Below are 24,308 nucleotides of genomic sequence, written 5' to 3'. Positions count from 1 at the left end.
TCACATCGTCCGGCTTTTCACCTTAGTGACAGCAGCGGTTGCCTGAGAGATCCGCTTTGTCTTTTGGTTGCCATTTGGAGGAATCATCATCCACCAGCGAAGAGAGCAAAGGCGCGACACGGTTTGGATCCAAACCGATGCGATCGATTTTTTCCATGTAGGTGTCAATGGCATCAATCCGCAGCTGATCCAAATCTTGCTCAATCACACCCAGAGAAACGGTGGAGCATTTGATGCTGAGTTGGTCACAGAGGCTGAAGCAGTTGTAGTTCACCATGCTCATCATGGCGGGCATCACGGCCCTGTGTGCCAGCTCAAACGCGCGATGCACCTCTTCGGCATCGTTGTCGAGCATGCGGTGAATTTCATCGACGCCATGTTGAAGGTGCGCCACTTCCTCGGCATAGATACTGGCAGCGAGACTGGTGGTGTGCTTATCGGTGTTACGTTGCAGGGCGGTGTAGGCCACGGTAGCAAAGGTTTCCACCATGATGTCCTGCGCGATAATGCAGGAGGTTAAATCGCCTTCACGCGCACGGTCTTTGACGAAGCGACCGATCTCTTTCCATTGCGGTTCAACCATGGTTTTCATGGTGGGAAAGTTGATGTGCTGACCAAGTTTGGTCAGGGCATTGATGTGTCCGCCTTCGTCTCTCGCCTGTTTCACCACATGAATTTTTTCATCCACATCCTCGATAAGCGGCACCATGGTGGTGTAGTTGTTCACCGCCATGATTTCACCGGAAATGGTGTTGGTGACGACGTAGGCAAGCAGGTCTTTGTAAGCTTGGTTTTCAACACGTTGTGTTTCTGTCATTAAGTTTGACACGTCTTTTCTCCTTCATATCCACTGAACAGTGACGTTGATAGGGAAAGCCGGCGACAAAGAAGCAGAGACGGTGCAGTGCTTCTTGAAATTCCGTTCTATGGACGCGCGGTTCTGACTACTTAGGCCGCCTCCATCATTCGCCTTAATCGCCACATTAATTTCTTTGATCCTCGGGTAACCCTCTGGCCCCTTATAAACCGTGATTTGCGCATCGGTTACGATGCACTCCTGCTCTGTTTTGGCGCCATGAAAGCGCATGTGCTCCAGCAAAGAAGCTGACAGGCAATGCCCAACCGCGCTTCCCAGTAGCGCCGGGGTTGAAGGGCCGCTGTTGTTGCCAACAGGATCAGGTTCGTCACTCAAATAAGGCTCGCCCGCCTGATTGCCATGCTCACTGGCGACATTTTTAAACTGGTAGTCCGATTGGTAGGTCAGCTGCACATCGAACAGCCGGGTATCTTTCGATTTCAGTTCCATACGCTTTCATTCCTTGCCATGGAGGGGTTGAGAGCAACAGCATCCTGGTTCTCTGTCGCCGAGGGTAAGTGGTTACAAGCTTGAATCGCGGTGACGACGCCCTCTTTCATGTCCACTCTTGCGGTGCATGCTTCCAGACATCCATCCAAACGGTGGGATGCCATCAAGATTGTCGTGCCAGCCTGCTGACGTTCCAGCAGGATTTGATTCACCTTTTGAGCATTGGCTTCGTCGAGTGCTGACAAGGGTTCGTCCATCAGCAATAAATCCGGGTCGCCCACCAGCGCTCGGGCAATGGATACCCGCTGTTGCTGGCCACCGGACAGCTCCGGCGGATAACGATGGGCAAACTTGGCGATACCCAGCTCTTCCATCACCAACAACGCCTTCTGGTGCTTTTCGTGAAGGCAACGTTTCTCGCGGCACTCGAAGCCCATGCAGATGTTTTCCAGTGCGGTTAGCTGATCAAACAGAGCCGGCGTTTGGAACACAGTGCCTGTTCGGGTGCCGGGACAGCACTCCCATTTGCGGCACCAGCAATCGACAGGCACCCCAAATTTCAGCGCCTGTCCGCCGCTCAGTGGCGTGAGGTTATTGAGCACACTCAGCAAGGTAGATTTCCCGCAGCCGCTTGGCCCAACCAACATGTACCAGGCACCGGTAGGCACAGTCAGATTGACGCCATTGAGCACCGATACTGAGTCCTGACTGGATGATTGGCCGAACCAATCACCGAAAAAGCCGGATGTTTCACCAGACCCAACGTTGACCTTGGCTTCCTGAAGCACCAACGCGGGCAGCGAAAGGTTGGGCACTGGTGAGGGTTGGCGTGAAAACATATCTGTTTCTCCCATTAGCCTTGCGGCCAAACCTCAATGCGGTTTTCAAGCGGCATTGGGGTTTCGCTGTCCGGGCCAAACCAGCGGTTATAGATAGTGAGGTATTCGCCGCTTGATTCGATTTCCTGCAACGCGCGGTTCACGGCATCACGCATCTTGCTGTCGTTTTCAATCACCCCGAGACCGTCTTGTTTCATCCCGATGGCTTCACCGGTCAATACTGTGAGTTCGGGGTTAGGTTTGGCGTAACTGACCAAGACTTCCGCATCTTCCGCCCAACCGGCAATCTTGCCTGAGAGCACCGCATTCATGGCGATTTGCTTATTACCAAACTCGATGATGTCTTCTTCGTTGACCGGGTGGCCGTTTTTCTCTAGCCAATGCTTCCAGTTGCCAATCGAGTGACTACCACGGTTCATGCCCACCTTTTTACCCACCAGATCTTCCAGTGATTTGGCGCCGTCCTTTCTCACCAGAAAGGTTTGGGCCGACCAAAAGTAAGTCTGGGAAAAGTCCACAGCATCATCACGCTTCCAGGTATGGCTCATGGATGCTGCAGCCATGTCTATTTTGCCGTTTTGCAGGTAGGTGATGCGGGTAATTTCATCCACGGGAATGCGCTTCATTTTCACGCCAAGCTTATCGGCCACGGCGCTGGCGATATCGACATCAAACCCCACCCAATCACCCGCTTCATTGATGAAAGAGTGAGGAGGGTTATCCTGACGGATACCGACGACGAGCTCTCCACGTTCTTTCACCCTGTCGATCACAGAGCCTTTTTCATCTGCCTGGGCTGGGGAAAATACAAGGGTCATCCAAGCACAAATAAACAAACCCAATTTGCGGAACATAAACTCTCCTTAGTTGATGCTTCTTGTCATCCGGTGCGTTGACCGGAAAACAGTGTGGCGCAACCTGTCACCCACAAGGTTCAAGAGCTGCACGTTGAAGAAATACAGGGCAGAGCAAATAGCGAAGATGGTCAGCCAATCGGAAAGGCGGTAAGCCCGGCTAGCGAGCAAGTTGGTTAATGCACTCAGTTCAAGCAGCCCGATCAGGATGACGATACTGGTGTCCTTAAACAGTGAAACGAAGTGGGTGTGCATGGCAGGAAAGCTCTTTTTGAACACCCAATGCGCCCGAAGACGGGCATAACGTGCCAAAAGCCCTAACTTCAGCACGTTTTCCACCCGATCCAGATTTTCCGGGTACAGGTGGATGTATTTGGCAAAGATGGGAACCAGATGAGACATGGAGTACACCGTCAATGCCAGAATGCCTTTGGTAAAGGTTTCAAGTGGAAGAAAAAAGTCGATCGTAAAAATGATCACCAGCGGTGGAATCGCCCTCAACAGCGCAAAACTGGCCCCGGATGCCACCTGAAACCAATGGCGCTTGCTGCATAGGCATACCAAGAGATAAGAAAGGGGAACAGACAGGGCGATAGTGGTGACAAACAGGCACCAAGTCAGTACCAATCCACCCGGTTGCGCATGGGGCAAGCCAAATAACATCTTTTGCGCTAATGCTAAGCTGCCTTCCATCCACCGAAGCCTCCTGCCCCTGACCCAAATTCCACGATGTGATTCATCATGTTAAGAATTCCATACATTCATTATATCTAGATATACTGATATGTTGATATCAAATATGAGAAAAGTGGTAATGGTGCTTAACATCAATGGGTTATAGAACTGTGTGATTTTTGTGGCAGCATGTTAGTATTCACTTAGCCACACGTCCGATGTGTTGATAAAATTGAAAGCAACACCACGCATCGAACGTATGTAACTTATGGGGCCTGGATAGGGTCTGATTATTTTAAAAAACAAAACCCTATAACTATGAATTCTGAAGAATCCGCAAAAATATTTTCCGCACTAGCGCAGGAAACAAGATTGGACGTGTTTCGTCTCCTCATTAAGGCAGGAGATAAGGGACTCTCTTCAGGAGAGATCGCTGAAAGACTGAATATCCGTCAAAACACCATGTCTACCAACCTCTCCATTTTGCACAACGCAAAGCTGGTTCGCCGAAAGCGCGAAGGCAGAATGATCCATTACTCGGTCAATATGGAGACCATCGGACATCTTCTCACTTTCTTACTTGAGCATTGCTGTGGCGGCGAGAGTGATATGGTCAGTGAATTGGTCAGCAACCTGCAATCAGGCTTTAACCAGTCAAAGTAACCGTTTCACCAAGATCGGTCGGTCTGCGCTGCAATCGCTTCACCAAGCTATTCCCCATCATGTGAATGCAGGAGCCCAGGATCACAAACAACAGGGTGGCAACCACCAGATAAGGGATCACCAACGCAGTCTCGATGACCCCTGTCCTCATGGCAGCAAAAATACCAGTTATAGGGAACATGGAGATAAAGGCTGTGTTGTGAAGGTGATGAACCAAGCGCGCAGACACCGTTGGGATCAGCGCAGGCGCACATTCTAAAAAGGTCAGCTTGATTTTGAGCCATACACCGGGGTGTAAGGTTGACATGTAGTCCAGCGTGTCGAATTTGATCGTCGAGATTGCCGCTTCGATAATTTTCGCTAGATGCCCTGAACTGGAAAATGCCAGGCCAACAACAATAAACGTTGCCGCGACACTGAAACCCCACGAAACACCGGGAATCACCCCTTCCAAATCCAAGCCGGAAAAATAGGGAGCCAAGCCAAGATTCCCCATTAAGAGCACAAATACCACAGTAGGAACACCGCGGGAAATCTCTATCAGCAACCCTGCGAAACCACGAATCAATACGTGCCGACTCCTTGTGCACAGCACGTAAATCACTGCCATGACGAGACTCAGCATGGCAGAAGACAAAAAGAAGATTGCTGTAGTCAGGGTTGGCTGTAGAAAAGACACCAACAACTCGCTCAGATCACTTCCCACCAAAGTCTCCTTGCTCTAAGCCCAAAGTTGGTAGATCAGCCCCCAAGCGAATGACCCTACCAGCGCAAAGCCGACGTAAAACATCACCACCTGAATACGGGCAACCGCCACGACGGCAATCATGGCAGGGATGGAGGTGATACCACCCGCGATGAGAAACGCCATACCCGCACCAGGCTGCATGCCTTTGTTAATCAACTCAGCGATTAAAGGCACAGCCACATAGCCGTTGATATAGGCAGGCACACCGATGATCGTCGCCCATAGAATAGGTGATTGAGTATCACCGCCAAACGAGGACGCCACCCATTCAGTCGGCACATAAGCCACCAGTAGGCTTTCCAGCAGGAAAGCAAGCGCCAACCACTTCAGCAGCAACAGCATAATGTTGGTGGTTTTTTCTATAAAAACGGCTTTACGCGGAGCTTCTTCCCAAAAACGCCAGACTGGCTTATCCACCTGACTCAGTGTGGTGGCATCCCCGGTGACAGAAGGTTTCAGCGGATCTATCAGGTAACCAGCCTGCTGAGCAAGATACACTGCCCACCCCGCGGTTAACCCAAGCACAATGGCGCCAAGCGCTTTGGCCGTAGCAAACTCCCAGCTGACGATACCGGCCGTTAACAGGTACATGACGGGGTCGATAATTGGGCTAGCAATCCAAAACGCCATCACAGGTGCCAGCGGCACTCCCATGGCTAGCATCGCTGCGATCAGCGGGATAACCCCACAAGAACAGAAAGGCGACAGCGCACCGAACATCGCCGCAGTGAGAATCACTACACCTTGTCTACCCTGCAACGCACTGGCAATCAGGCTGTCTGCCTGCGTGGCGGAGACATAGGCATAAATCAGCGATGAAGCCAGGATGAAGGGGATGATCAGGACGAAGGTATCACCCATAAACTTGAGTGAGACCGGTAACTGCTGAGGATCGAATACCGCGATAGAGAGCAGCGCCAGCAAAAATACCGTCCAAACGGGTTCAAGGAAGGTTCGGTTGTAGCCAAAGTTAATCAGCCCAGAAACGATACTGGTCATGGATTCCCTCTCCTGTGGGTTCACTTTTCATTTCCCAATGCCTATCATTCAATATATCAGCAATTCTCGATATGTTATGGATGGCGACATGTTTTTAATGAAGGCGCTCAGTTTTGAGATGATTCGGCGGCAGGCTTTCGTTACTTGGTTATCGGCTGGCTGTTTGACGGTTTCATCGCTTTGCGTCCCTTTCACTTTCGCCGCTGCACCGACTGGAGAGATCTCGCTGGGCTACACACACTTTTGGGAACACCCCGAAGATGTCGCGTCCTACCAGACCAACATGGCCGTTATCCCCCGCTTCTCGTCTGATATTGCCGATTCCTCCACCCTCATCATCGAGCCAGCCTTAAGGGCAAGAAGCGATAACGATGACTCTCCTTTTCTCGACCCGTACAAGAGCCGGTGGCTGAGTGACTTCGATGATTGGGAGCTGGTAGCGGGCTACGACATTGTGTTCTTGGGCGCGACAGAAGGCGCCCAAATTTTGGATGTGTTGAATCAAAAAGATTTGGGCGCAGCATTCGACGGTGGCATCAAACTGGGTCAACCTATGCTCAATCTTTCTGGGTATGTCGGAGAAGGGCTGGCAAGCTTTTATTACCTTCCTTACACCCCCAAACGCCGATTTCGTGAATACGAAGAACGACTGTCAGCCGGCTTTGTTATTGATGGCGACAGCGAACGCTGGAAAAACAGCCATCAGGCTTACTATCCGGGCTTTGCCGCACGATACGTCTATTCGTTCGACAGCATTGATGTCGCACTGTTTGGCTTTCATGGCATTAACCGCGAACCGGCATTTTTATTTGAAGCCGGTCGATTGATACCAGAATATGCGGCGGCAACCCAAGTTGGCGTCGACATTCAATGGGTGATGGGGAATATGCTCACTAAACTGGAAGCGCTGAATGTATCGAACGCGCCGACTCTCAACGGCGAGTTCAACGAGACCACACAATATGTGGTCGCTGGTGAATACAGCATGTTTGATCTGTTTAACAGTGGTATCGATTTACGATGGGTTGGAGAGTATAGCGGCAATTCAATGGGAGACATGCTGCTATCGCTTTACCAGCACGATGTCTTGCTCGCTTTGCACACCGCATTTAATGACGTGGATGACACCCAGCTGAGCATTTCTTTGCTTCATGATCTGGATTATCACAGCAACATTCTGGAAGTCACTCTGACCCGGCGTTTTAACCAGAACATTGAACTGGCATTGTCGCTGTTCGACTTTTCAGCCTTGTCTCCCAGCGACTTTTTCTATGGATTGGAGCCAGACAGTTACGGCGAAATCATGATGACGTATTACTTTTAGGGGCTGTTGACCGCTTCAAGTCCCCAAGGAATATTCGAAACCACACGGTTAACCTGCCCGGCCATTGGTACCGCATTCGCTCCTTGCCAGTCCAGTAACATGATAGCGAGAACATTGCGGTGCTCTCCCTTCGCCAAATCCGTACTGCCAGAGACCGACGGCACCATGCCCTTATCGCGGTTAATCGCTTCCTGGATGATGTCCTGACTACGCGTGACAACCGGGTCGTTATCTAGCCCTGCCAGCAGGAAAGTAATACCGATCTCTGCAATCACGTCCTCTTTTGAACGCGCTGCAATTTCATCGAAATTGTCTCGGAAGTAGTCGTAAATCCACTGGAAGTCCGCTTCATTCACAGGCTTTCTGTAGTACTCGGAAGCCGCCAGAATGATGTGAGTCATTCCATACAGCTTGTTGTTGTATTGCTGGGTAGAGAGGTTTGCGTCTTCACTGTCCGGATATGTGTCGCGGAAGGCTTTGTCGAAGGCAGCAGTATGATCTGTCTCACCCAGCTGTTTCAGCCAGTAAACCTGATTGGCGAGTTGCGCAGCCCAGGCACGGATCATTTGTGGGTCCGTGGCATACTCGCTGAAATCATACCAACTGAGGATCTCATGCAGCTTTTCATCGTCGATATGCTCCAGCCCATACTCATTCGCACGCGCCATGCTGCTGATAAGCCCCGCCCCTAGAACAAGATACTCTTCGCGCCCCTGCGCTGCGGCGTGGCGAATTTCATCGCGCTCCGAGTCTCCAGAATCGTAGGCTTTCAGTCTTTTCTGACCCTGAGCCAACACATCTTCTTTACTGTGAATCGTGGCCGCGTACTCATTCAGCTTATCCGCTACCCGCGCCATATCAGTCCATACTGCTGCCTGATATTTATCATCTTGGGTCTGGCGATACATACGAAGACCATAATGGCCCAATTGGTAGGCAGACAACTCAGCCAGATGACTGTCATAAGTCTGTTTGATGACGTCAGCATCCTGTTTTTCCGTCGTCGGCTGCGCGCATCCACTCAATAGCAATGCCACGGTCAATAAACCGCTAACCACTCTTATCATTCGTTTTTTCAATTCACTGTTCTCGATTCGGGTCACACGACCGCTTTTTCGCCCACAAGCTAGCGCGACCTTGTCAGTAAACCAACAAGTCTATGCAAAGTTTTCTGACAAGGCATGGTCACGCTGACTTTCCGATAGCGAAGATATTGATGTGACCAATACAACAAAACGCAGCGTGCTTTTCTATATCGCAACAAGTCATTGATCTAAATCAATTTTACCGTCAGTGGTTTCTCTGGCAGCTTCTATACTGGTTGCATATCAGCGCATTGGAGAAAATCACCATGACAACAAAAAGGAAGGAAGAAGGATTTTTTGCGAAGTTTCATTCGGTCACCTACCAGCTGAAAGGGATCGTTTTGTTGGTTGCACTGGCGCTCTGTTTTATCGGCTACAAAGGCATTTCCGGGATGAACAGTGCAGCCCAATCGATGGACGATCTTTACTCACAAGGTATGCAGCACGCGATTCGCGCGGGAAATATCCTTGATGAACTGGGTGATGCTCGCAGCCACCTGTTGCTCGCCATGCAGCATGATCCGGCCAGTAAATTTGCAAACCTGCATGATCACCCCATTGATCTTCACTACGCACAAATCAGTGAAGCGCTGGATACCTTGCATCAAACTGTTGATAACGAGATTGTTCCTTCCGAGCTGAACAGTGAAGAACGCCGTGAAGTGAACCGTATAGTCGAAATTTTGGATACCATTACAGACCGTGGTTTTGTGCCCGCGGTGGATGCGCTGAAAGCCGGTCAGTTTGAAACCGCCAATCTGGTGCTGCTCAACACCATCAACCCGCTGTTTGAGGATATTTCAGCCGAAGCCGAAGCTTTCCTAAACCTTCAAAATCAGGAAGGCCGCACAAACTACCAGCTAGCGCTGGAAAATGTCAGCCATTTTCTTTGGGTCGTCGGCACCACCATCGTGCTTTCACTGATTGTTTTGGGGGCGCTTTTTACCAAGATCATCTCCCGCATGAATCGGGCTATTTCAGAGCTTGAATCCACTTCCAAGGCGATTACGCGTGGGGATCTTACCCGACGTGTCGATATCGAGGGGCGAGATGAATTTGCCCGAATCGCGGATTACGTCAACCGCCTGGTGGGCAGTTTCCAAAGCGTGGTGAAATCCACGCTCGACTCCACGGGATTGATCGCCACTTCTGCATCAGAAAGTGCAGTAGTCACTAACCAAACCCAGAAAAACGTATTGGATCAGCAAGCGCAAACCCAGATGATTGCCGCCGCCATCCATGAATTTACCGCCACTGTCCACGAGGTTGCCAACAACACTGCCTATGCAGCGACCGCCTCGCAAGAGGCTGACACCGCCGCCTCTGATGGTCAGAAAGTGGTGCTCCGCAGCATTGAAATGATTGAGCATCTTTCGCAAGACCTTAAAACCACCGTCGATGCCATGCAGTCACTTCAAAAACACACCGACGCCATTGGCAGTGTGGTCGATACCATTCAGGAGATCTCAGAACAAACCAATCTGCTTGCGCTAAATGCTGCCATTGAAGCCGCACGCGCTGGCGATCAGGGCCGTGGCTTTGCGGTCGTCGCCGACGAAGTGCGCTCTCTCGCGCAGCGTACCCAGTCTTCAACCATCGAAATTCAGCGCACGATTCAGCAGCTTCAGGAAGGCAGCAGAGACGCGATGTCACGCATGGAGAAAGGCAACGGACAGGCACAGGAAACCGTGCAAATGGCGCAGGAAGCTGGTGAAGCACTCACCCGCATTCTGAAGAGTGTCGATGAGATCAATGCCATGAACACACAAATCGCGACAGCCGCAGAGCAGCAAAGCTCGGTCACCGAGGAGATTAACAAGAACATCACAGTGATCAGTGGTATCTCGGATCAAACCGCGACGGGCGCAGAACAAAGCCGCATTGCTGCGAGTTCACTGCAAGAGCTGTCGGACGAAATGAAATCGAAGATCCAGAAATATACGGTGTGATGTAAGAGAAGAAAGAAGGAAGAAACCACCCGCGCTGAACCTATTTTCGTAGGGAGAAATGTCCAGCGTGGGTGTTCGCCAAGTATTGACGAAACCTCTCCCGTGCACCAAAGGACAACATATCAGTGACAAGAGAGTCATCAGCAAACAAAAGGCAGTGGATAGCTGATAGTTAAAAAGTACCTCAACGCATTCTGCTATTGAGATGGACATCATTTATGACACAAATTAAGTTAATTTGGAGCTCAATAGACCCTTAGTGCGGCGCACATCTACGTTGAGACAGCTTTCGCTCGTTCCAGTGCGACATCTTTCACATTATCTTTCTTAGATGATTAGTTGGTAATAGTTATCATTACCAAATTATATTCTGGCAATACCTCTAATCTCACTGCTAGACCAAACAAAACATTAGTTTGAGCCACAACTCAGTATCCTCAAGCAGCGGAAATACAAATTTCAAGACACACTAAAGTTCTAGAGATTTTCAATTCTTATCACTTAATTGTGTGTGCCAATAATTTAAAAAATTAAAAAACACAGCGCTTTATTTAACGACAAAGAACCCTATTTATTCCTAACCTTCTCATTCACAACTTGTATATAAATTCAACAATGAATATATCTGAACTATTCCCAGATCGATTAAAATAACCACAATTAATGCGATTTTAAAATACTTTCAATGCAATATATTGTAATTAAGCAAACCCTTAATGTGATATAAGTCGCATAGATTAAAACAAAAACAAACACGCAAGATTCCAATAAAACACTGTTTATTAAGGTTTTTTATTGACTCATTAGGTTTGAAATTGTAAATAATTGAAAAAATGTGATGTTGATTCTAAAAACACAGCTCTTATTATTCCTTCAGTTGGTTAGAAAATAATAGAGAAGTAAAAATGATCGAATTAAGTGTTGTTATTCCCACCTATAACAGAAGAGATCTTCTTTCACATACGTTAACGGCTTTATCTGAACAAACCCTTCCTAAAGAAACTTTTGAAGTTATTGTTGTTGACGATGGTGGAATGGATGACTCCGAATATATTGCGCTGTCTTTTTCAGACCGACTGAATATTAAGTACTTTTGGCAAGAGGACAAAGGCTTCAGAGCTGGAAAAGCCAGAAATGTAGGCACCGCTATTGCAGAAGGGAAGTACATCGTTTATCTCGACACTGGTGTCCTTCCAGGCACTGGCACCTTGGAAGAACATCTGTTCCGACATAAGGTTTCCACGCACCCTATCGCGATTGTTGGTTATGTTTACGGCTTTGATCTTGATGACGAAGGCATTAAGAAAATGGAATCTGTCATCACACCTACAAACGTTGACCAGATTCTCGCTGAGCTGGATTCTCAGGGCGCTTACGATATCCGCCAATCTCAGTACGATGACCTTGGCCACAACATCTGCGACTGGCCTGCGCCTTTTGACTTATTCTGGACTTGCCATGTTTCGGCAGAGCGCGAGCAACTGATCAAGGCAGGTCTGTTTGACGAGGGGTTTAATAGCTGGGGGGGCGAAGATGTTGACTTGGGCGTTCGCCTTTTTATCAACAACAACATGTTTATCGTTGATAAAGCGATGTCTTCCTTCCATTGGCCGCATCCAAAAGAAGTGAAAGATACCGGTGAAAGCTCTCGCAGTGCTGCTGAGCGTATTCACAACAAATACAATATCTGGCAAACCAGCTATTACGGCTTGGATCATGAGATTAACGATCTCCCTTTAAACAAGCTGATCAAAGTGCTGAAAAGCAGCCCTAATCATCCTATGGCTGATCCCTCTTTGTATAAACCACAACCTAAAACCCAGCCAATCTTAGAGCAGGAATAAGATCAGATTTATGCCGTGTGTTTATGAAAATATCTTCCCCGTTTCTGAAGGACGAACAACGGAAGATGTCAGAACTCTTTTTCGCGAACAGATAGCTCTGGATGAGGATGCCACTTTTATCGGTGCCCCCCATATCGCATTTACACTCGCAAGGGATTCCGATAACTACGCCCGAGATGCTCAGTACTCGCTGATTGATGCGCAGGATTTCACCGAAAGCATTTCCATCGGTAAAGGAACGGTTTTGTACTCCGAGGACAATCTAGCCTTCGAAAACCGCGCAGTACGTCTCACGGTTGTGAAGGTAAATAGCAATCAGTCTGGCAAAATTTCTATTGGTGAAGGTTGTGTCATGCAAGGCACAGCAATTGTTTCTTACGACGAAGTAGAAATTGGCGACAAAGTATTGTTTGGACCAAAAGTCACCATTATGGACAGCAGTGGTCATCCGGTAACAGGGCGTTGGAGTGATGATGAAGCAGCGCGCACGCGCGTTGCCAAAGTCACCATCAAAGACAATGCCTGGATTGGGATGGGAGCCACGATCCTCAAAGGCGTGACCATTGGTGAAAATGCCGTCGTTGGCGCCAACAGCGTCGTCTACCAAGATGTGCCAGACAACTGTATAGCAATAGGAAACCCCGCAACCATCGTTAAACAGTTGGACGCAGTTTCCTAACCTTTTCGCAGATCCTTCATTCTTCAAACTGAAGTCATTAAGCCCTCGAAAAGCTCGAAGGATCTGCTTTTTCCGGATACTCCTATGTCAAAAACTCACGCCTTGTCTTCAAGACTTCTGGCGAATGGACCTTTGTTCGCTCTCGCCTTACCCGTCGCTCTCCAAACCGCAGTATTCTCCAGTAAGAGTGTCGTTGACACCTTGATGCTTGGCGGAATTGGAGAGCTAGAAATAGCCGCTGTCGGCCTCGCTGCCAAAGCGCAAATGATCATCAGTTTCTTCATCATTGGTTTGAGCATTGGTGGCGGTCAGGTGGCTGCGCAATGCTTTGGCGAAAAGGGAGCAAGCGGCGAGAAAAAGCTCCTCAACACCGTTTTAATCACTCTGTTGCTAAGCCTGGCGACAGCAGCATGTTTCTTTGTTCTGCTGTTCATTTTCCCGGAAGCCCTCATGGCATTGGGCACCCAGTCGCCTGATGTTATTGCGAAAGGTGCCGATTACCTCAAGCCGATCGCATTCACCCTTTTCTGCTTTGCAATAACATCATCTCTGGCATGCGGCCTGCGCGCCATGCACCAACCCGGCATCGCCACTAAAGTGAGCCTTATTGGCGTCGTCCTCAATCTGTTCCTGAATTGGGTTCTGATCTTTGGTCACTGGGGAATGCCAGCCATGGGAATTAAAGGCGCGGCTATCGGCACATTGATCAGTGCCGTTGTTGAGTGTCTGCTGCTCATTGGCTACCTAAAACTCACCAAGCACCCTCTCGCTATCATTCGCCCTTCCCAATTCACCACATTGAAAGTCAGCGACATTCGAATAGTAGGTAAGCTTTCAATGACTGCCGCGATTAATAGTGTGGTTTGGGCTGCTGGCCTTTTCGCCTTTCATGCAATTCTTGGATACAGAGATGCGGATCTTCTGGTTGCGCTTTCCGTATTAGCACCGATTGAAGCCTTAGCCATGTCCCTATTGATTGGATTGGCAACGGCAGGTTCGATTCTGGTAGGAAATAAAGTGGGCGCAGAACAGCAAGGCGAGCTTTCCGATACTGTGCGTGCCAATCTCGTTACTAGCTTGGTGGTTGGGGTATGTTCAGCGGTGTTATTGATGTTGTTCAAAGCGCCCTTGGTATCACTGTTCTTCCACAATGACGTTCCTTCAAATGCAGAAGCTTTGGCGCTCACCCTTTATGACATTATGGCGTTTTCATTGGTCATAAAGAGTCTTTCTATGATGCTTATCGTGGGTGTACTCAGGGCTGGCGGAGATGCCTCGTTTTGCCTGTTTACCGATATTTTCGCCCAATGGATTGTGCTGTTACCCTGCGCCTTTTTGCTGACTCACTGGCTCCAATGGCCCGCTGTTTATCTGTTTGGCTTAGTACTTGTAGAAGAAAGCTTAAAGCTGGTTGTGTGCTTCTGGCGACTCAAATCAGGAAGGTGGATTCGTAACCTTGCCGCTGCGATGAGTTGATCAAAAAAGGAGCCAGTTTGGCTCCTTTTTTAATGTGGATTATTTCGTCCCTTTCAGACTCAGTGTTGCCCAAGGATTGGCGCGTTCTTCGCCTGATGATTTGCGTTCACCACGTTGCTTAGATTGCGGCTTTCTTGATGGTTTTCTATCCTGCTTTGGCTTGCTGTTTTTCGCAGACTTTTCGCCGCCCGCTTTTGGCTCTCGCTTATTCTTCGGCACGTAATTCAGAATAGAAATAGGCACGGGTTTTCTTGGGGCAAAGCCCTCGATTTCACGTCGTTCAATCAAATGCCCCAGACGGCTTTCAATCATGCAAAGGTTCTTGAAGTCATCTTTTGAAAGAAAGGAAACTGCTTCGCCTTTTGCCCCCGCACGGCCCGTACGGCCAATGCGGTGAATGTAATCATCGGCTGGGAATGGCAGGTCATAGTTGATCACGCGCTTCAGTTCTTCAATATCGATACCACGCGCTGCAACGCCGGTGGCAACCAAGAATTGCAGCTTGCCAGATTTGAAATCTTCCAGTAACTGCTCGCGCATTGCCTGGCTGCGACCACTATGGAAAGACTCTGCTTCAACACCGCGCTTACCCAGTTGCTCCACCAGCTTGGCGGCGCCATGTTTGGTTTCAATAAAGATCAGCGCCTGATCCCAACCATTTTCGGTGATGAGATGCGCTAAAAGCGACGATTTCTTGTCTTTGTCTACGGTTGTCAGCCATTGCTCGATGTCTGCTTTACTGTTCCCTTCTGAACTGATTTCAACCGGGTTAGGCACGGCGGTTTTGGCAAGAAAACGAACCTTGTCTGACAAGGTTGCAGAGAACAGCAGGTTCTGGCGTTCAGCAGGCAGGCGCTCGATGATTTTGTTGATGTCTTCAATAAAGCCCATGTCCAACATGCGATCGGCTTCGTCCAACACCAGACATTCCAGCTCATCAAAATGCACAGCGCGCTGGGACATCATGTCCAAGAGGCGACCTGGCGTTGCCACCAAAATATCGACGCCTTCAATCAAGCGTTGCTTCTGTGTTGCTGAGTCCGTACCGCCATACATCGCAAGTGTTTTCAGCGATAGATGCTTGCCATATTCGTTAGCATTCTTCTCCACCTGACCTGCGAGTTCACGGGTCGGCGCCAAAACCAGTGCCCGCACACGCTTTTTACGACGGGTTTCACCCTGACTCAGCATTTCCACTAGTGGCAGAAGGAAGCTGGCTGTTTTGCCCGTACCTGTCTGCGCCGTCGCCAGCAGGTTCTCGCCACGCAAAATCACAGGAATGGCTTTTTCCTGAATAGCAGTAGGATGTTGGTAACCCAACTCCGTCACGGCGGATACGATAGGTTGGCTCAAGCCCAGTTTGGAGAATGACATGAGAAATCTCGGCATTGTAGGAAGACAAAGTATGGCAGAACCACAATAAGTGCGGCTGACCAAAGGGCGCGCATTCTACCATGCGGAAGACGAAATGACAGTATTCGCTGAAAGGCTAGCCTTTGATTTTGGCGATAAGTTGCTTGCACTCGCCGAGAGAGAGATAGTGCGGCACAGGATAATTCCAGTTCGCCTCATGAATGGCATTTTTGGCTATCTGGGTGATATCTTCCGGTTTGATGTCTGGCAGGGTACGCGGCATGTTCATGGATTCCTGCAACGACACTACGTAATTCACAAACGCACTGGCATTGGTTTGGTCGTCCCAGCTTTCGTCACCAACATCGACCATTTTCGCCATGTTAGCAATACGCACTTTGGCAGACGGAACAGACGCTTCCAGTACATGGGGTAGTGCCAACGCATTTGCTGCACCATGCGGCGTGCCATACTTTGCTCCAAGGTGGTGAGCAATCGCATGGGTGTAACCCAAACTGGCTTTGGTAAATGCGAGACCTGCGTAATAGGACGCCATTGCCATGTTGAATCTGACTTTCAATGAGTGACCGTCTTTATAGGCCGCAATCAGGTTGGCATGGATAAGCTTTAATGCCGCTGTCGCGTACGCATCGGTTTCTTTGGTGGCGTTAAGTGAAAGATAGGCTTCAACGGCATGGGTCAATGCATCCATGCCCGTTGCGGCAGTGATGTGGGGAGGCAAACCTGTCATTAAATTTGGGTCCAGCGCTGCCATCAAAGGCACCAACTTCGGATCCATCAACGGGGTTTTCTGATGACTAGCAGGATCTGAAATCACTGCGGCGACCGTGACTTCCGACCCTGTGCCTGCCGTGGTTGGAATCACAAACAAAGGAGCGGGTGTACGCCAGACCTTCAACAATCCTGCGAGCTTTTTGATTGCCTTGTTGTTGGTGACACATGCAGCAATGACTTTGGCACAATCAATCGGTGAACCGCCGCCCACTGCGAGAATACCTTTACAGTTTTCCCGTTTATAAACCGCCAATCCTTCTTCTGCCTGAGGGTAAGTTGGGTCAGGCGTCACTTTGTCAAACCTTGCAAAATCGACCCCATGCCGATGCAGATAGCTTTCAATCTGGTCAACGATCCCCACTTCCACTAAGGCTTCGTCGGTCACAATCAGAAGTTTGCCGAGATTCATCAGGCTGATGGCTTCACAAAGTTGCTCTGCACTTTCCGCCCCGGTAAACAACGTCGGCCGCGGAATAGGAATGACACGCGCTGCGACTTTCAACGCTTTCATGTAGCTTTTGTGGGCTGCTTTCACCAGCATGGGTAGAATCTCCTTTCTTGTCATTTCAGACTAGGCAAGCATTGAAGCGCCCACTAGAAATTTTCCATAAAAAACAGCGATTCATCACGCAGAACTCATATTTTGGTAAGAGACAGATCTCAATAGGGCAGAGGGGATTGGTCATTAGTTCGCCGGGTGTTATGTTGGTTAAACTTCAGCCACAAGGACGGAAAGAGAGTAATGGGACAAACCACCAAATCACTCAGCGACAAACAAATCAGCTTTATCGAGCAGCAGAAAATCTATTTCGTCGGCACAGCAGCTGACTCCGGCACGGTTAATATCTCTCCGAAAGGTGGCGACTCCTTACGCGTGATTAACAACAAAACGTTGGCATGGCTGAACCTGACAGGCAGCGGAAATGAGTCAGCGGCACATGTGCTGAAAGACACGCGAATGACGGTGATGTGGTGTGCGTTTGAAGGCTCACCGTTGATCCTTCGAGCCTATTGTCAGGCGCGGGCGCTACACCGTAACGACCCAGAATGGGAAATCTATGTTTCACTGTTTCCTGAAAGCATCGCTTCCCGTCAGATTTTCTTGCTGGACATTGATATGGTGCAGGCGTCTTGTGGAATGTCTGTTCCCTTCTTTAGCTATGAAGGCGACAGGAACGAACTGGCGAAGTGGTCTGAGCGACAGGGAGCGGAAGGCATTCAAAAATACTGGTTGAAGAAGAATCAGGTGAGCCTTGATGGTTTTGAAACCGACATCGCCGCTAAAGCTGGTATTAGCATCGACGAATAGCCATCTCGAGCGCGGCAAATGCCGCGTTCTCACTCCGCCTTTTTGTCCAAAAAATTGGCTTTTAGGACTAATTTTGCATATTTATTAGTTCTTCCTTGAGTAAAGGCATATACCTTACTCATGCTTGCTGCTGAATATTGAACGGAATCACAATATTAAGTCAATTCACAGACGGTGGTGTACCGCAAGCCGTCATAGAATATAGGAAGTTTTCCTGCCGGATATTCACAATGACAACAAAAATTATTCTAGACACTGATCCGGGCATCGACGATGCCATGGCCATCCTCTTTGCCGAGGCGAGCCCTGCGATCGAGTTGGTTGGCTTAACCACAGTCTATGGCAATGCAGACATCGACATCAGCACACGCAACGCGCTGTATCTCAAACAACGTTTTGGCTTTCAATGTGATGTCGCGAAAGGTGCATCAAAGCCACTCCAGCGTCCACCTGTTGGTGCCAGCGTGGCGGTTCATGGAGAAAATGGCTTTGGTGATGTGGCCATTGAGGCCCCGACCATCAGCGCCGATCCACGACCCGCCCACCAATACATCATCGACACAGTGACAGCCTCACCAGGTGAAGTCACACTCGTCGCTGTTGGCCCCCTGACTAACCTGGCAATGGCACTCAAGCAAGCGCCGGAGATCACCAAGCTGGTTAAAGAGGTGGTGATCATGGGTGGCGCGTTTGGAACAAACGGTCACACAGGTAACGTCACTCCCTTTGCGGAAGCCAATGTCCATGATGACCCCCATGCTGCCGATATCGTTTTCACCGCTGACTGGCCCGTAACGGTTATTGGTCTGGATGTCACCCACGAAGCCTTTTTCTCTAATGACTACATCGACACGTTGCGGGAGACTTGCGGAGAGGTTGGTGAGTTTATGTGGGATATCAGCCGCTTCTACCTCGATTTCTACAAATCACGTATGGGCGTTGATGGCTGTTTTGTGCATGACCCTTCCGCGATTGCGTATGTGATTGACCCGAGCCTGTTCGAGGTGCGCCAAGGCGCTATTCGTGTGGTCTGTGACGGCCCAGCGGAAGGTTTAACGTTACAGAAATACAAAGACACGAAACACAAAACCGACGATTGGGCAGATTTCCGTGCACAGAGTGTGGCAGTGAAAGTGAACGATCAGGCGCTATTGGATTTGTATCTCGATACCATCACCAGCTACAGCGATTGATTCGTTACCCATAAGATGCCAATGGAGTCTGTTATTACCTACAGGCTCCATTGTTCTCGCGAATACACATATCTTATTTCTTCATCCCGAGGGATCTGCATAAGCACTCAAAAGAGAAACTGGTAGGCCGTGCGATGCCGATAAGGTTGCTTGGCCTGACAGACGCCACTTTTCTCGCCCCATTCTGGGTGGTTGGGCCCATCCGGTAAGTATTGGGTTTCAAGCGCCAGACCATCAAAATTCTCATAGTCACCATGTTCACCGGGCGCTCCTTGAAGGAAATTGCCTGAGTAGAACTGGATAGCCGGTTTTGTCGTACTCACTTTCATGATGATAGATCGATCCGGCGCCAACAAAGATACCGCCAATGCCTCGCCATCACACACGTCCGGGTCGAGAACAAAGGCATGATCGTACCCGCCCGCGATTTTCTGGTCTTCATCGCTCAGAAAATCACGTCCAATGACTTTGGGTTCGGAAAAGTCGAAGGCGGTTTCGCTGACGGGATTCCACGCACCGGTCGGAATGAGATCTTTTCGCGTAGGAAGGTAATGACCGGCTTCCATCATCAGTATGTGGTCAAGGCTTTTGACACCTGACCCTACACCAGCGAGGTTAAAATACGCATGGTTAGTCAGGTTGATGGGACAGGCTTTATCACACTCAGCCTGATACTGAATCTCAACACGGTTATCTTCATCCAGCAGGTAGGTCACATTGGCAGAAATATTTCCCGGAAATCCCTGATCACCGTCTTCTGAATCGAGATGAAATGTCACGGCGGTATGACTCTGCGTAGCGATCGTCCAACGGCGTTTATCAAACCCCTCTTTGCCGCCGTGAAGAGTGTTTTTTCCTTCGTTACTGCAAAGAGAATACGTACGCTCACCGAGAGAAAACTGGCTGGCATCAATACGGTTGGCATAACGCCCAACGATCGCACCAAAATAGGCAGTTTGCTTACGGTGGGCTGCCATGTCGGGGGCATGCAATAACACTTCACGGAAACCCGAAGTCAGAGGCAATCGGCAACTTAGCCAAGTTGCGCCTACGTCCATCAGGGATAGGGTCATACCATGGCTGTTTTTGAGATGGACCAATGTCGCGGGCAATCCATCATATGATGGCGTGGAAGTGAACGCCTGTTCCAGCCTTTTCAAGTCAGCCTCGTTACTCATGACATCACCAATCACTCTATGACTTCACCCGCGCCAGCCTTTGCCTGACAGACATAGATATCCGCGTTCAACCCAGTCAAAGCGTGATACCTTTCTGCGACTACAGTCCGAACCGCCTCCACGTCATCAGGCGCGACCAGCGCCACAATACAGCCCCCAAAACCACCGCCAGTCATGCGTACGCCGCCTTCATTTCCGATAACAGACTTAACCATCTCCACCAGCGCATCGATCTCCGAGACGGTGATTTCAAAATCATCCCGCATCGAGGCGTGAGACGCCGCCATCAAAGCCCCCATCGCTTTCAAATCCCCTTGTTGCAGCGCAGTGGCAGCGGCAAGGGTTCTTTCGTTTTCCGTGATCACATGACGCGCCCGTTTCCCCACTGTTTCGTCTAGTTCGTCGGCTGCTCGCTCGAAAGTTTCCAAAGAAACATCGCGAAGGGCAGCCACATCGAAAAAGCGTGCCGCTTCTTCACATTGTTCGCGTCTGGTGTTGTATTCGCTGTCCACTAACCCGCGCTTTTTGTTGGAGTTGATGATGACCACTGCCATATCCTGGGGCATAGAAACTGGGGTGGTTTGCAGCGTTCGACAATCAATCAACAAAGCGTGATCTTCCATCCCTTTGGCGGAAATCAACTGATCCATAATGCCGCAGTTACAGCCCACAAACTCGTTCTCCGCTTGCTGGCCGTTCAGTGCGATGTCCGACTGGGAAATATCCAGTTGGTAGAGGGTCTTGAAAGTTTGCCCAATCACTACTTCAAGGGCAGCAGATGAACTCAATCCGGCTCCCTGCGGAACGTTACCACTCACGGCCAGATCTGCGCCTTTGAACGGATAGCCACGTTGCTTGAGACACACAACAACGCCCCGAATGTAATTGGCCCACATTTTCTCGGTCAGAAAAGCAATATCTTCATCAAGTGAGAATTCATCCGTCGCATTGTCGTAGTCAGCCGCTACCACACGGATGATATTGTCCTGACGCGGAGAAGCCGCCACAACCGTCTGATAGTTGATCGCACAAGGCAGCACAAAGCCATCGTTATAGTCGGTGTGCTCCCCAATCAGGTTCACACGTCCGGGCGCCTGAACCAGATATTCAGCCTTGTATTCAAACTTTGTGTGGAATGCCTGTTGCACAGTGTGGATGAGGTTATTCATTGGCCATTCCCTGCCTGTTCGGCGCATTCTTTATAATGGACATCGCTGACGGCGCGAAGACGTTCAGCGGCTTGTTCCGGTGTCAGGTCTCGTTGGGTTTCTGCCAACATCTCATATCCCACCATGAACTTTCGCACCGTGGCACTACGAAGCAGAGGCGGATAAAAATGCGCATGTAACTGCCAATGATCAATGTCCGTTCCTTCCTCATAAAAAGGCGCGTAGTGCCACCCCATCGAATAGGGGAAAGGGCATTGGAACAAGTTGTCATAACGGCTGGTGAGCTTTTTCAGTGCCAACGCCAAATCGTCACGTTGTTCGTCATTCAACTCCCCCATTCGCCGTATCAATACTTTCGGCATCAGCAGGGTTTCAAAGGGCCATGCAGCCCAAAAGGGAACCACCGCCAGCCAGTGCTGGGTTTCCACCACGGTGCGGGAGCCGTCCGCCAATTCTGCCTTCGCGTAATCGAGCAACAAGTTCGAACCTTGCTCTTGGTGATAAGCCCTTAGAAAGGTTTCCTTCCGGGCGATTTCATTTGGTAGAAAACTGTTGGCCCAGATCTGGCCGTGTGGATGGGGTTGCGAGCATCCCATGGCTTCGCCTTTGTTCTCAAATGCCTGTACCCAAAGATAGGTTTTACCGAGCGCTTCTATTTGCTCAGACCAAGTATCAATCACGGCGCGAATGGTGGTAGCGGGAAGTTCCGGCAGGGTTTTACTGTGATCAGGCGAGAAACAAATCACCCTACTGAGCCCCCTCGCCCCTTCCATTTTGAATAGCGGATTATCTGCTTTCGGCGCATCCGGGGTGTCTGGCATCAGTGCAGCAAAGTCATTGTCGAACACATAAGCACCCTCGTATTGAGGGTTCTGATCACCGGATACGCGCACGTTGCCAGGACACAGAAAACAATGCTCTTCATAGTCAGGCAACGCCGAATCAACAGGCTTCTCATCTTGCCCACTCCACGGACGTTTTGCGCGGTGTGGAGACACCAACACCCAGTGTCCAGTCAAGGGATTGTAGCGTCGGTGAGGATGATCAACCGGGTTAAACACAAGATTTGACATGGCTTTCCCTAGAACTACTTAAAAAATCCGTTTCAAAACCAATAAGACAATTTGCTAATTACCGTTTCCATCTCTGGCTCTATTGACCTTTGGTATTCTCAAAGACTTCCTCACCGTAATCCAAATAGAAGGTTTACGGCGAGCTAGTAAAATGGAAACGTTTACATTAAATGTTAGCGTATTTGTGCCAGAACACAATTCCATTACATCCTCCTACTTGGGAAGGGCAATTCTTCTGTCTAACCACCATCAGGAGTCTGCCTAAACGTCGTCCAGAAAAGCGTGATTTCTAGCAGAACTGATACGAGCCATAAACATACCAGCGATATCACTATTTGCTCAGTCATAAAAAACGCACTCCTATCTCGTCATTTTGAAAGAAAATTGGCTGATAACCCCTTCGATTTTTCCCTCACTCAACTTTCATACTGGCTCAGTCTTCTATCAATTTTTACAGTGATTTTCAGCCATCGAGTCATTTGATTCCTTGTGAAAAATCAACGCATTAAACCCTAGTGAAAACTGACTTTCCTGTTGTCCTCCTCCGTCTAATTGAACAGTATTTTTTATGTGCCGCGCAGGCCAACTTAGCCTGCTGCTCTCTACCCAAAAGGAAGGGCACATAGAGAAAGGACCGCAGGCCGTTGGATCGTCATTCCAACGATTTGCAAAAACAGGGCTCGGATTAGCAGTACGAGACAACGAAAAGAAAACGTGAATAACATTCACGACAAAAGGGGAAATTTAAAATGGGATTTTTCGCAAATCTATTTAGTGGAATCGGTGAGGCAATTTCTAAAGTCGGCGAAGCGATTGCAGAAGTCACAACGGGCATTGCGAACGTTGTAAGTACAGCAGTCAGCGCTATTGATGAAGGCCTGAGCTGGGTTGGAGACAAAATTGCGGAAGCCACCGCGGACATACCCATAATCAATGGTATAACCGCTGCCGTTGCTACCGTGATTGATGGCGTCACTGACGCGGCAGAAATTGTGACGCACCACTTTATGATGAACGTTGCGCAAGTTGGCCAAACCGTGGGGGAAGTTCTCGATACCACCGGTGAAGTGATTGAAGCGGTTGCTGAAGGTCATGGGGAGTGTGTACCGGAAATTATCAAAGAAGGTGTGGGTGAAATCGTTGAAACTGCGGAAGAACACTTCGCCACGCATATTCAGCACGACATTGAACTTTTGAAAATTCCGGTTCAGGTTGTGTCAGAAGCGACCAGTGAACTACTCACAGGCATTATCGGCGAAAACCATATTTCTCAAGCGCCTTTGCTGCTTGATGATGCGCAGAGCTTTGTGTTCGACGACGTAATCCATGACGGTATTTTCGCTCCAGCGATTGAAGGTTGGGAGCACTTGAACAACGAAGTATTCGGCAACACAGTCGATGGTCTTTCCCACTCAGAAATGGGCATGGGTTGGTTGACTGGTGAACATGATGGTCATGGCTCAGGCGAACACGGCTCTGGTGAGCATGGCGGCCATGGTGAAACAGCATGTGGTTGCGGTACGACTGAACCAATGCCTCCTATGCCAGCAGCAGATGATGAGTTTATGTGGGTGTAATTCACCTTCAGGCAAAGAAAACGCGAGTCAGAAGACTCGCGTTTTTATTTCTGAACCACCCATTGCTTTCGCCATTCCGGCGCTTCAAACGGGTCTGGCCAATACTCTGTCTGTCGACAGATTTTGCCATCTCTGACGGTATGGAAGGTTATATACCCAAATAACCTGAAGATGCCGGATTCAGCGAGTTTGACTGGCGTTGTGATCGCGGCGTTCCTTT

22 protein-coding genes and 1 pseudogene are annotated in these 24,308 nt (G+C 49.4%); 9 read left to right on the top strand and 14 right to left on the bottom strand.

The features are described 5' to 3' along the window. Positions 1-22 precede the first annotated feature (22 nt). The 5 genes from D515_RS09740 to D515_RS09720 are packed head-to-tail and all read right to left on the bottom strand — an operon-like array spanning position 23 to position 3,692. Positions 23-829, bottom strand: a complete 807-nt coding sequence (locus D515_RS09740) for a ferritin-like domain-containing protein (protein ID WP_002538120.1) — start codon at positions 827-829, stop codon at positions 23-25. 12 nt (positions 830-841) lie between these two features. Further along, entirely contained in the window at positions 842-1,306 is a 465-nt protein-coding gene (locus tag D515_RS09735) for an OsmC family protein (protein WP_002538119.1), read from the bottom strand. Then, on the bottom strand, positions 1,297-2,145 hold the full coding sequence (locus D515_RS09730) for an ATP-binding cassette domain-containing protein (protein WP_002538118.1): 849 nt from the start codon (positions 2,143-2,145) through the stop codon (positions 1,297-1,299). Before D515_RS09730 ends, D515_RS09735 begins: the two co-directional genes overlap by 10 nt. Before the next feature lie 14 nt (positions 2,146-2,159). Next, on the bottom strand, positions 2,160-2,999 hold the full coding sequence (locus D515_RS09725) for a transporter substrate-binding domain-containing protein (protein ID WP_002538117.1): 840 nt from the start codon (positions 2,997-2,999) through the stop codon (positions 2,160-2,162). Between the two features lie 9 nt (positions 3,000-3,008). Continuing rightward, positions 3,009-3,692 carry a hypothetical protein gene (locus D515_RS09720; protein ID WP_002538116.1) on the bottom strand — a complete coding sequence of 228 codons (684 nt, stop codon included), beginning with the start codon at positions 3,690-3,692 and terminating at the stop codon, positions 3,009-3,011. Positions 3,693-3,992: 300 nt separating this feature from the next. Between D515_RS09720 and D515_RS09715 the strand changes: the two genes are divergently transcribed. Next, the gene (locus D515_RS09715; RefSeq protein WP_039849875.1) at positions 3,993-4,337 is read left to right on the top strand and encodes an ArsR/SmtB family transcription factor; all 345 of its coding nucleotides are present in this window, start codon (positions 3,993-3,995) and stop codon (positions 4,335-4,337) included. Here the strand turns inward: D515_RS09715 and D515_RS09710 are convergent. Next, positions 4,321-5,043, bottom strand: a complete 723-nt coding sequence (locus D515_RS09710) for a hypothetical protein (RefSeq protein ID WP_039849874.1) — start codon at positions 5,041-5,043, stop codon at positions 4,321-4,323. The two genes, D515_RS09715 and D515_RS09710, sit on opposite strands and share 17 nt — an antisense overlap. Before the next feature lie 15 nt (positions 5,044-5,058). Continuing rightward, positions 5,059-6,084: a permease gene (locus D515_RS09705; RefSeq protein WP_002538113.1), complete on the bottom strand. Its 1,026-nt coding sequence runs from the start codon at positions 6,082-6,084 to the stop codon at positions 5,059-5,061. A gap of 88 nt (positions 6,085-6,172) precedes the next feature. On the opposite strand from D515_RS09705, the gene D515_RS09700 reads away from it, so the two are divergent. Beyond that, positions 6,173-7,408 carry a hypothetical protein gene (locus tag D515_RS09700; protein ID WP_002538112.1) on the top strand — a complete coding sequence of 412 codons (1,236 nt, stop codon included), beginning with the start codon at positions 6,173-6,175 and terminating at the stop codon, positions 7,406-7,408. Here the strand turns inward: D515_RS09700 and D515_RS09695 are convergent. Then, positions 7,405-8,475, bottom strand: a complete 1,071-nt coding sequence (locus tag D515_RS09695; RefSeq protein ID WP_051997493.1) for a DUF3541 domain-containing protein — start codon at positions 8,473-8,475, stop codon at positions 7,405-7,407. The two genes, D515_RS09700 and D515_RS09695, sit on opposite strands and share 4 nt — an antisense overlap. Positions 8,476-8,759: 284 nt before the next feature. Between D515_RS09695 and D515_RS09690 the strand changes: the two genes are divergently transcribed. The 4 genes from D515_RS09690 (at position 8,760) to D515_RS09675 (ending at position 14,441) form a co-directional block, all read left to right on the top strand. Next, complete coding sequence (locus D515_RS09690) at positions 8,760-10,442, top strand: methyl-accepting chemotaxis protein (protein WP_083939871.1); 1,683 nt, start codon at positions 8,760-8,762, stop codon at positions 10,440-10,442. A 905-nt stretch (positions 10,443-11,347) separates the two neighbouring features. Next, positions 11,348-12,286, top strand: coding sequence for a glycosyltransferase (locus D515_RS09685; RefSeq protein ID WP_039849872.1), 939 nt, complete (start codon positions 11,348-11,350; stop codon positions 12,284-12,286). 10 nt (positions 12,287-12,296) lie between these two features. Next, on the top strand, positions 12,297-12,965 hold the full coding sequence (locus tag D515_RS09680; protein WP_002538108.1) for an acyltransferase: 669 nt from the start codon (positions 12,297-12,299) through the stop codon (positions 12,963-12,965). 84 nt (positions 12,966-13,049) lie between these two features. After that, on the top strand, positions 13,050-14,441 hold the full coding sequence (locus tag D515_RS09675) for an MATE family efflux transporter (protein WP_002538107.1): 1,392 nt from the start codon (positions 13,050-13,052) through the stop codon (positions 14,439-14,441). A 39-nt stretch (positions 14,442-14,480) separates the two neighbouring features. Here the strand turns inward: D515_RS09675 and D515_RS09670 are convergent, their stop codons facing one another. Together D515_RS09670 and D515_RS09665 are read right to left on the bottom strand one after the other, a co-directional pair. Next, positions 14,481-15,815: a DEAD/DEAH box helicase gene (locus D515_RS09670; protein WP_002538106.1), complete on the bottom strand. Its 1,335-nt coding sequence runs from the start codon at positions 15,813-15,815 to the stop codon at positions 14,481-14,483. Between the two features lie 115 nt (positions 15,816-15,930). Further along, on the bottom strand, positions 15,931-17,130 hold the full coding sequence (locus tag D515_RS09665; RefSeq protein WP_002538105.1) for an iron-containing alcohol dehydrogenase: 1,200 nt from the start codon (positions 17,128-17,130) through the stop codon (positions 15,931-15,933). 201 nt (positions 17,131-17,331) lie between these two features. Between D515_RS09665 and D515_RS09660 the strand changes: the two genes are divergently transcribed. Both D515_RS09660 and D515_RS09655 read left to right on the top strand, forming a co-directional pair. Beyond that, positions 17,332-17,898 (top strand): hypothetical protein, encoded by a 567-nt coding sequence (locus tag D515_RS09660; protein ID WP_002538104.1) that lies wholly within the window; start codon positions 17,332-17,334, stop codon positions 17,896-17,898. A 230-nt stretch (positions 17,899-18,128) separates the two neighbouring features. Continuing rightward, positions 18,129-19,091, top strand: a complete 963-nt coding sequence (locus D515_RS09655) for a nucleoside hydrolase (protein ID WP_002538103.1) — start codon at positions 18,129-18,131, stop codon at positions 19,089-19,091. 107 nt (positions 19,092-19,198) lie between these two features. Here the strand turns inward: D515_RS09655 and galM are convergent, their stop codons facing one another. Genes galM through D515_RS09640 form a run of 3 tightly spaced genes read right to left on the bottom strand, consistent with a single transcriptional unit; the run spans position 19,199 to position 22,511 of the window. Continuing rightward, positions 19,199-20,269, bottom strand: coding sequence for a galactose-1-epimerase (gene galM / locus D515_RS09650; protein ID WP_039849898.1), 1,071 nt, complete (start codon positions 20,267-20,269; stop codon positions 19,199-19,201). Positions 20,270-20,280: 11 nt separating this feature from the next. After that, complete coding sequence (galK, locus tag D515_RS09645; protein WP_002538101.1) at positions 20,281-21,438, bottom strand: galactokinase; 1,158 nt, start codon at positions 21,436-21,438, stop codon at positions 20,281-20,283. Continuing rightward, positions 21,435-22,511 (bottom strand): UDP-glucose--hexose-1-phosphate uridylyltransferase, encoded by a 1,077-nt coding sequence (locus tag D515_RS09640; protein ID WP_002538100.1) that lies wholly within the window; start codon positions 22,509-22,511, stop codon positions 21,435-21,437. The genes galK and D515_RS09640 overlap by 4 nt, the downstream gene beginning before the upstream one ends. Positions 22,512-23,260: 749 nt before the next feature. Between D515_RS09640 and D515_RS09635 the strand changes: the two genes are divergently transcribed. Further along, complete coding sequence (locus D515_RS09635; RefSeq protein ID WP_002538098.1) at positions 23,261-24,088, top strand: phage tail family protein; 828 nt, start codon at positions 23,261-23,263, stop codon at positions 24,086-24,088. A gap of 44 nt (positions 24,089-24,132) precedes the next feature. Here the strand turns inward: D515_RS09635 and D515_RS26000 are convergent. Beyond that, positions 24,133-24,240, bottom strand: a pseudogene (locus D515_RS26000) (nuclear transport factor 2 family protein); the annotation flags it as partial. Positions 24,241-24,308 lie beyond the last annotated feature (68 nt).

Source organism: Grimontia indica (assembly GCF_000333895.2).
Classification (GTDB): Bacteria; Pseudomonadota; Gammaproteobacteria; order Enterobacterales; family Vibrionaceae; genus Enterovibrio; species Enterovibrio indicus.
This window is presented reverse-complemented; position numbering and strand designations above follow the sequence as displayed.

Excerpts from the sequence above, each read along its gene's own strand:
- D515_RS09665 (WP_002538105.1), bottom strand. The coding sequence starts at position 17,130 with ATGCTGGTGAAAGCAGCCCACAAAAGCTACATGAAAGCGTTGAAAGTC.
- D515_RS09695 (WP_051997493.1), bottom strand. The coding sequence starts at position 8,475 with ATGATAAGAGTGGTTAGCGGTTTATTGACCGTGGCATTGCTATTGAGT.
- D515_RS09655 (WP_002538103.1), top strand. The coding sequence starts at position 18,129 with ATGACAACAAAAATTATTCTAGACACTGATCCGGGCATCGACGATGCC.
- D515_RS09735 (WP_002538119.1), bottom strand. The coding sequence starts at position 1,306 with ATGGAACTGAAATCGAAAGATACCCGGCTGTTCGATGTGCAGCTGACC.
- D515_RS09720 (WP_002538116.1), bottom strand. The coding sequence starts at position 3,692 with ATGGAAGGCAGCTTAGCATTAGCGCAAAAGATGTTATTTGGCTTGCCC.
- galM (WP_039849898.1), bottom strand. The coding sequence starts at position 20,269 with ATGAGTAACGAGGCTGACTTGAAAAGGCTGGAACAGGCGTTCACTTCC.
- D515_RS09670 (WP_002538106.1), bottom strand. The coding sequence starts at position 15,815 with ATGTCATTCTCCAAACTGGGCTTGAGCCAACCTATCGTATCCGCCGTG.
- D515_RS09680 (WP_002538108.1), top strand. The coding sequence starts at position 12,297 with ATGCCGTGTGTTTATGAAAATATCTTCCCCGTTTCTGAAGGACGAACA.
- D515_RS09705 (WP_002538113.1), bottom strand. The coding sequence starts at position 6,084 with ATGACCAGTATCGTTTCTGGGCTGATTAACTTTGGCTACAACCGAACC.
- D515_RS09685 (WP_039849872.1), top strand. The coding sequence starts at position 11,348 with ATGATCGAATTAAGTGTTGTTATTCCCACCTATAACAGAAGAGATCTT.
- D515_RS09675 (WP_002538107.1), top strand. The coding sequence starts at position 13,050 with ATGTCAAAAACTCACGCCTTGTCTTCAAGACTTCTGGCGAATGGACCT.
- D515_RS09700 (WP_002538112.1), top strand. The coding sequence starts at position 6,173 with ATGTTTTTAATGAAGGCGCTCAGTTTTGAGATGATTCGGCGGCAGGCT.
- D515_RS09715 (WP_039849875.1), top strand. The coding sequence starts at position 3,993 with ATGAATTCTGAAGAATCCGCAAAAATATTTTCCGCACTAGCGCAGGAA.
- D515_RS09635 (WP_002538098.1), top strand. The coding sequence starts at position 23,261 with ATGGGATTTTTCGCAAATCTATTTAGTGGAATCGGTGAGGCAATTTCT.
- galK (WP_002538101.1), bottom strand. The coding sequence starts at position 21,438 with ATGAATAACCTCATCCACACTGTGCAACAGGCATTCCACACAAAGTTT.
- D515_RS09725 (WP_002538117.1), bottom strand. The coding sequence starts at position 2,999 with ATGTTCCGCAAATTGGGTTTGTTTATTTGTGCTTGGATGACCCTTGTA.
- D515_RS09730 (WP_002538118.1), bottom strand. The coding sequence starts at position 2,145 with ATGTTTTCACGCCAACCCTCACCAGTGCCCAACCTTTCGCTGCCCGCG.
- D515_RS09690 (WP_083939871.1), top strand. The coding sequence starts at position 8,760 with ATGACAACAAAAAGGAAGGAAGAAGGATTTTTTGCGAAGTTTCATTCG.
- D515_RS09640 (WP_002538100.1), bottom strand. The coding sequence starts at position 22,511 with ATGTCAAATCTTGTGTTTAACCCGGTTGATCATCCTCACCGACGCTAC.
- D515_RS09660 (WP_002538104.1), top strand. The coding sequence starts at position 17,332 with ATGGGACAAACCACCAAATCACTCAGCGACAAACAAATCAGCTTTATC.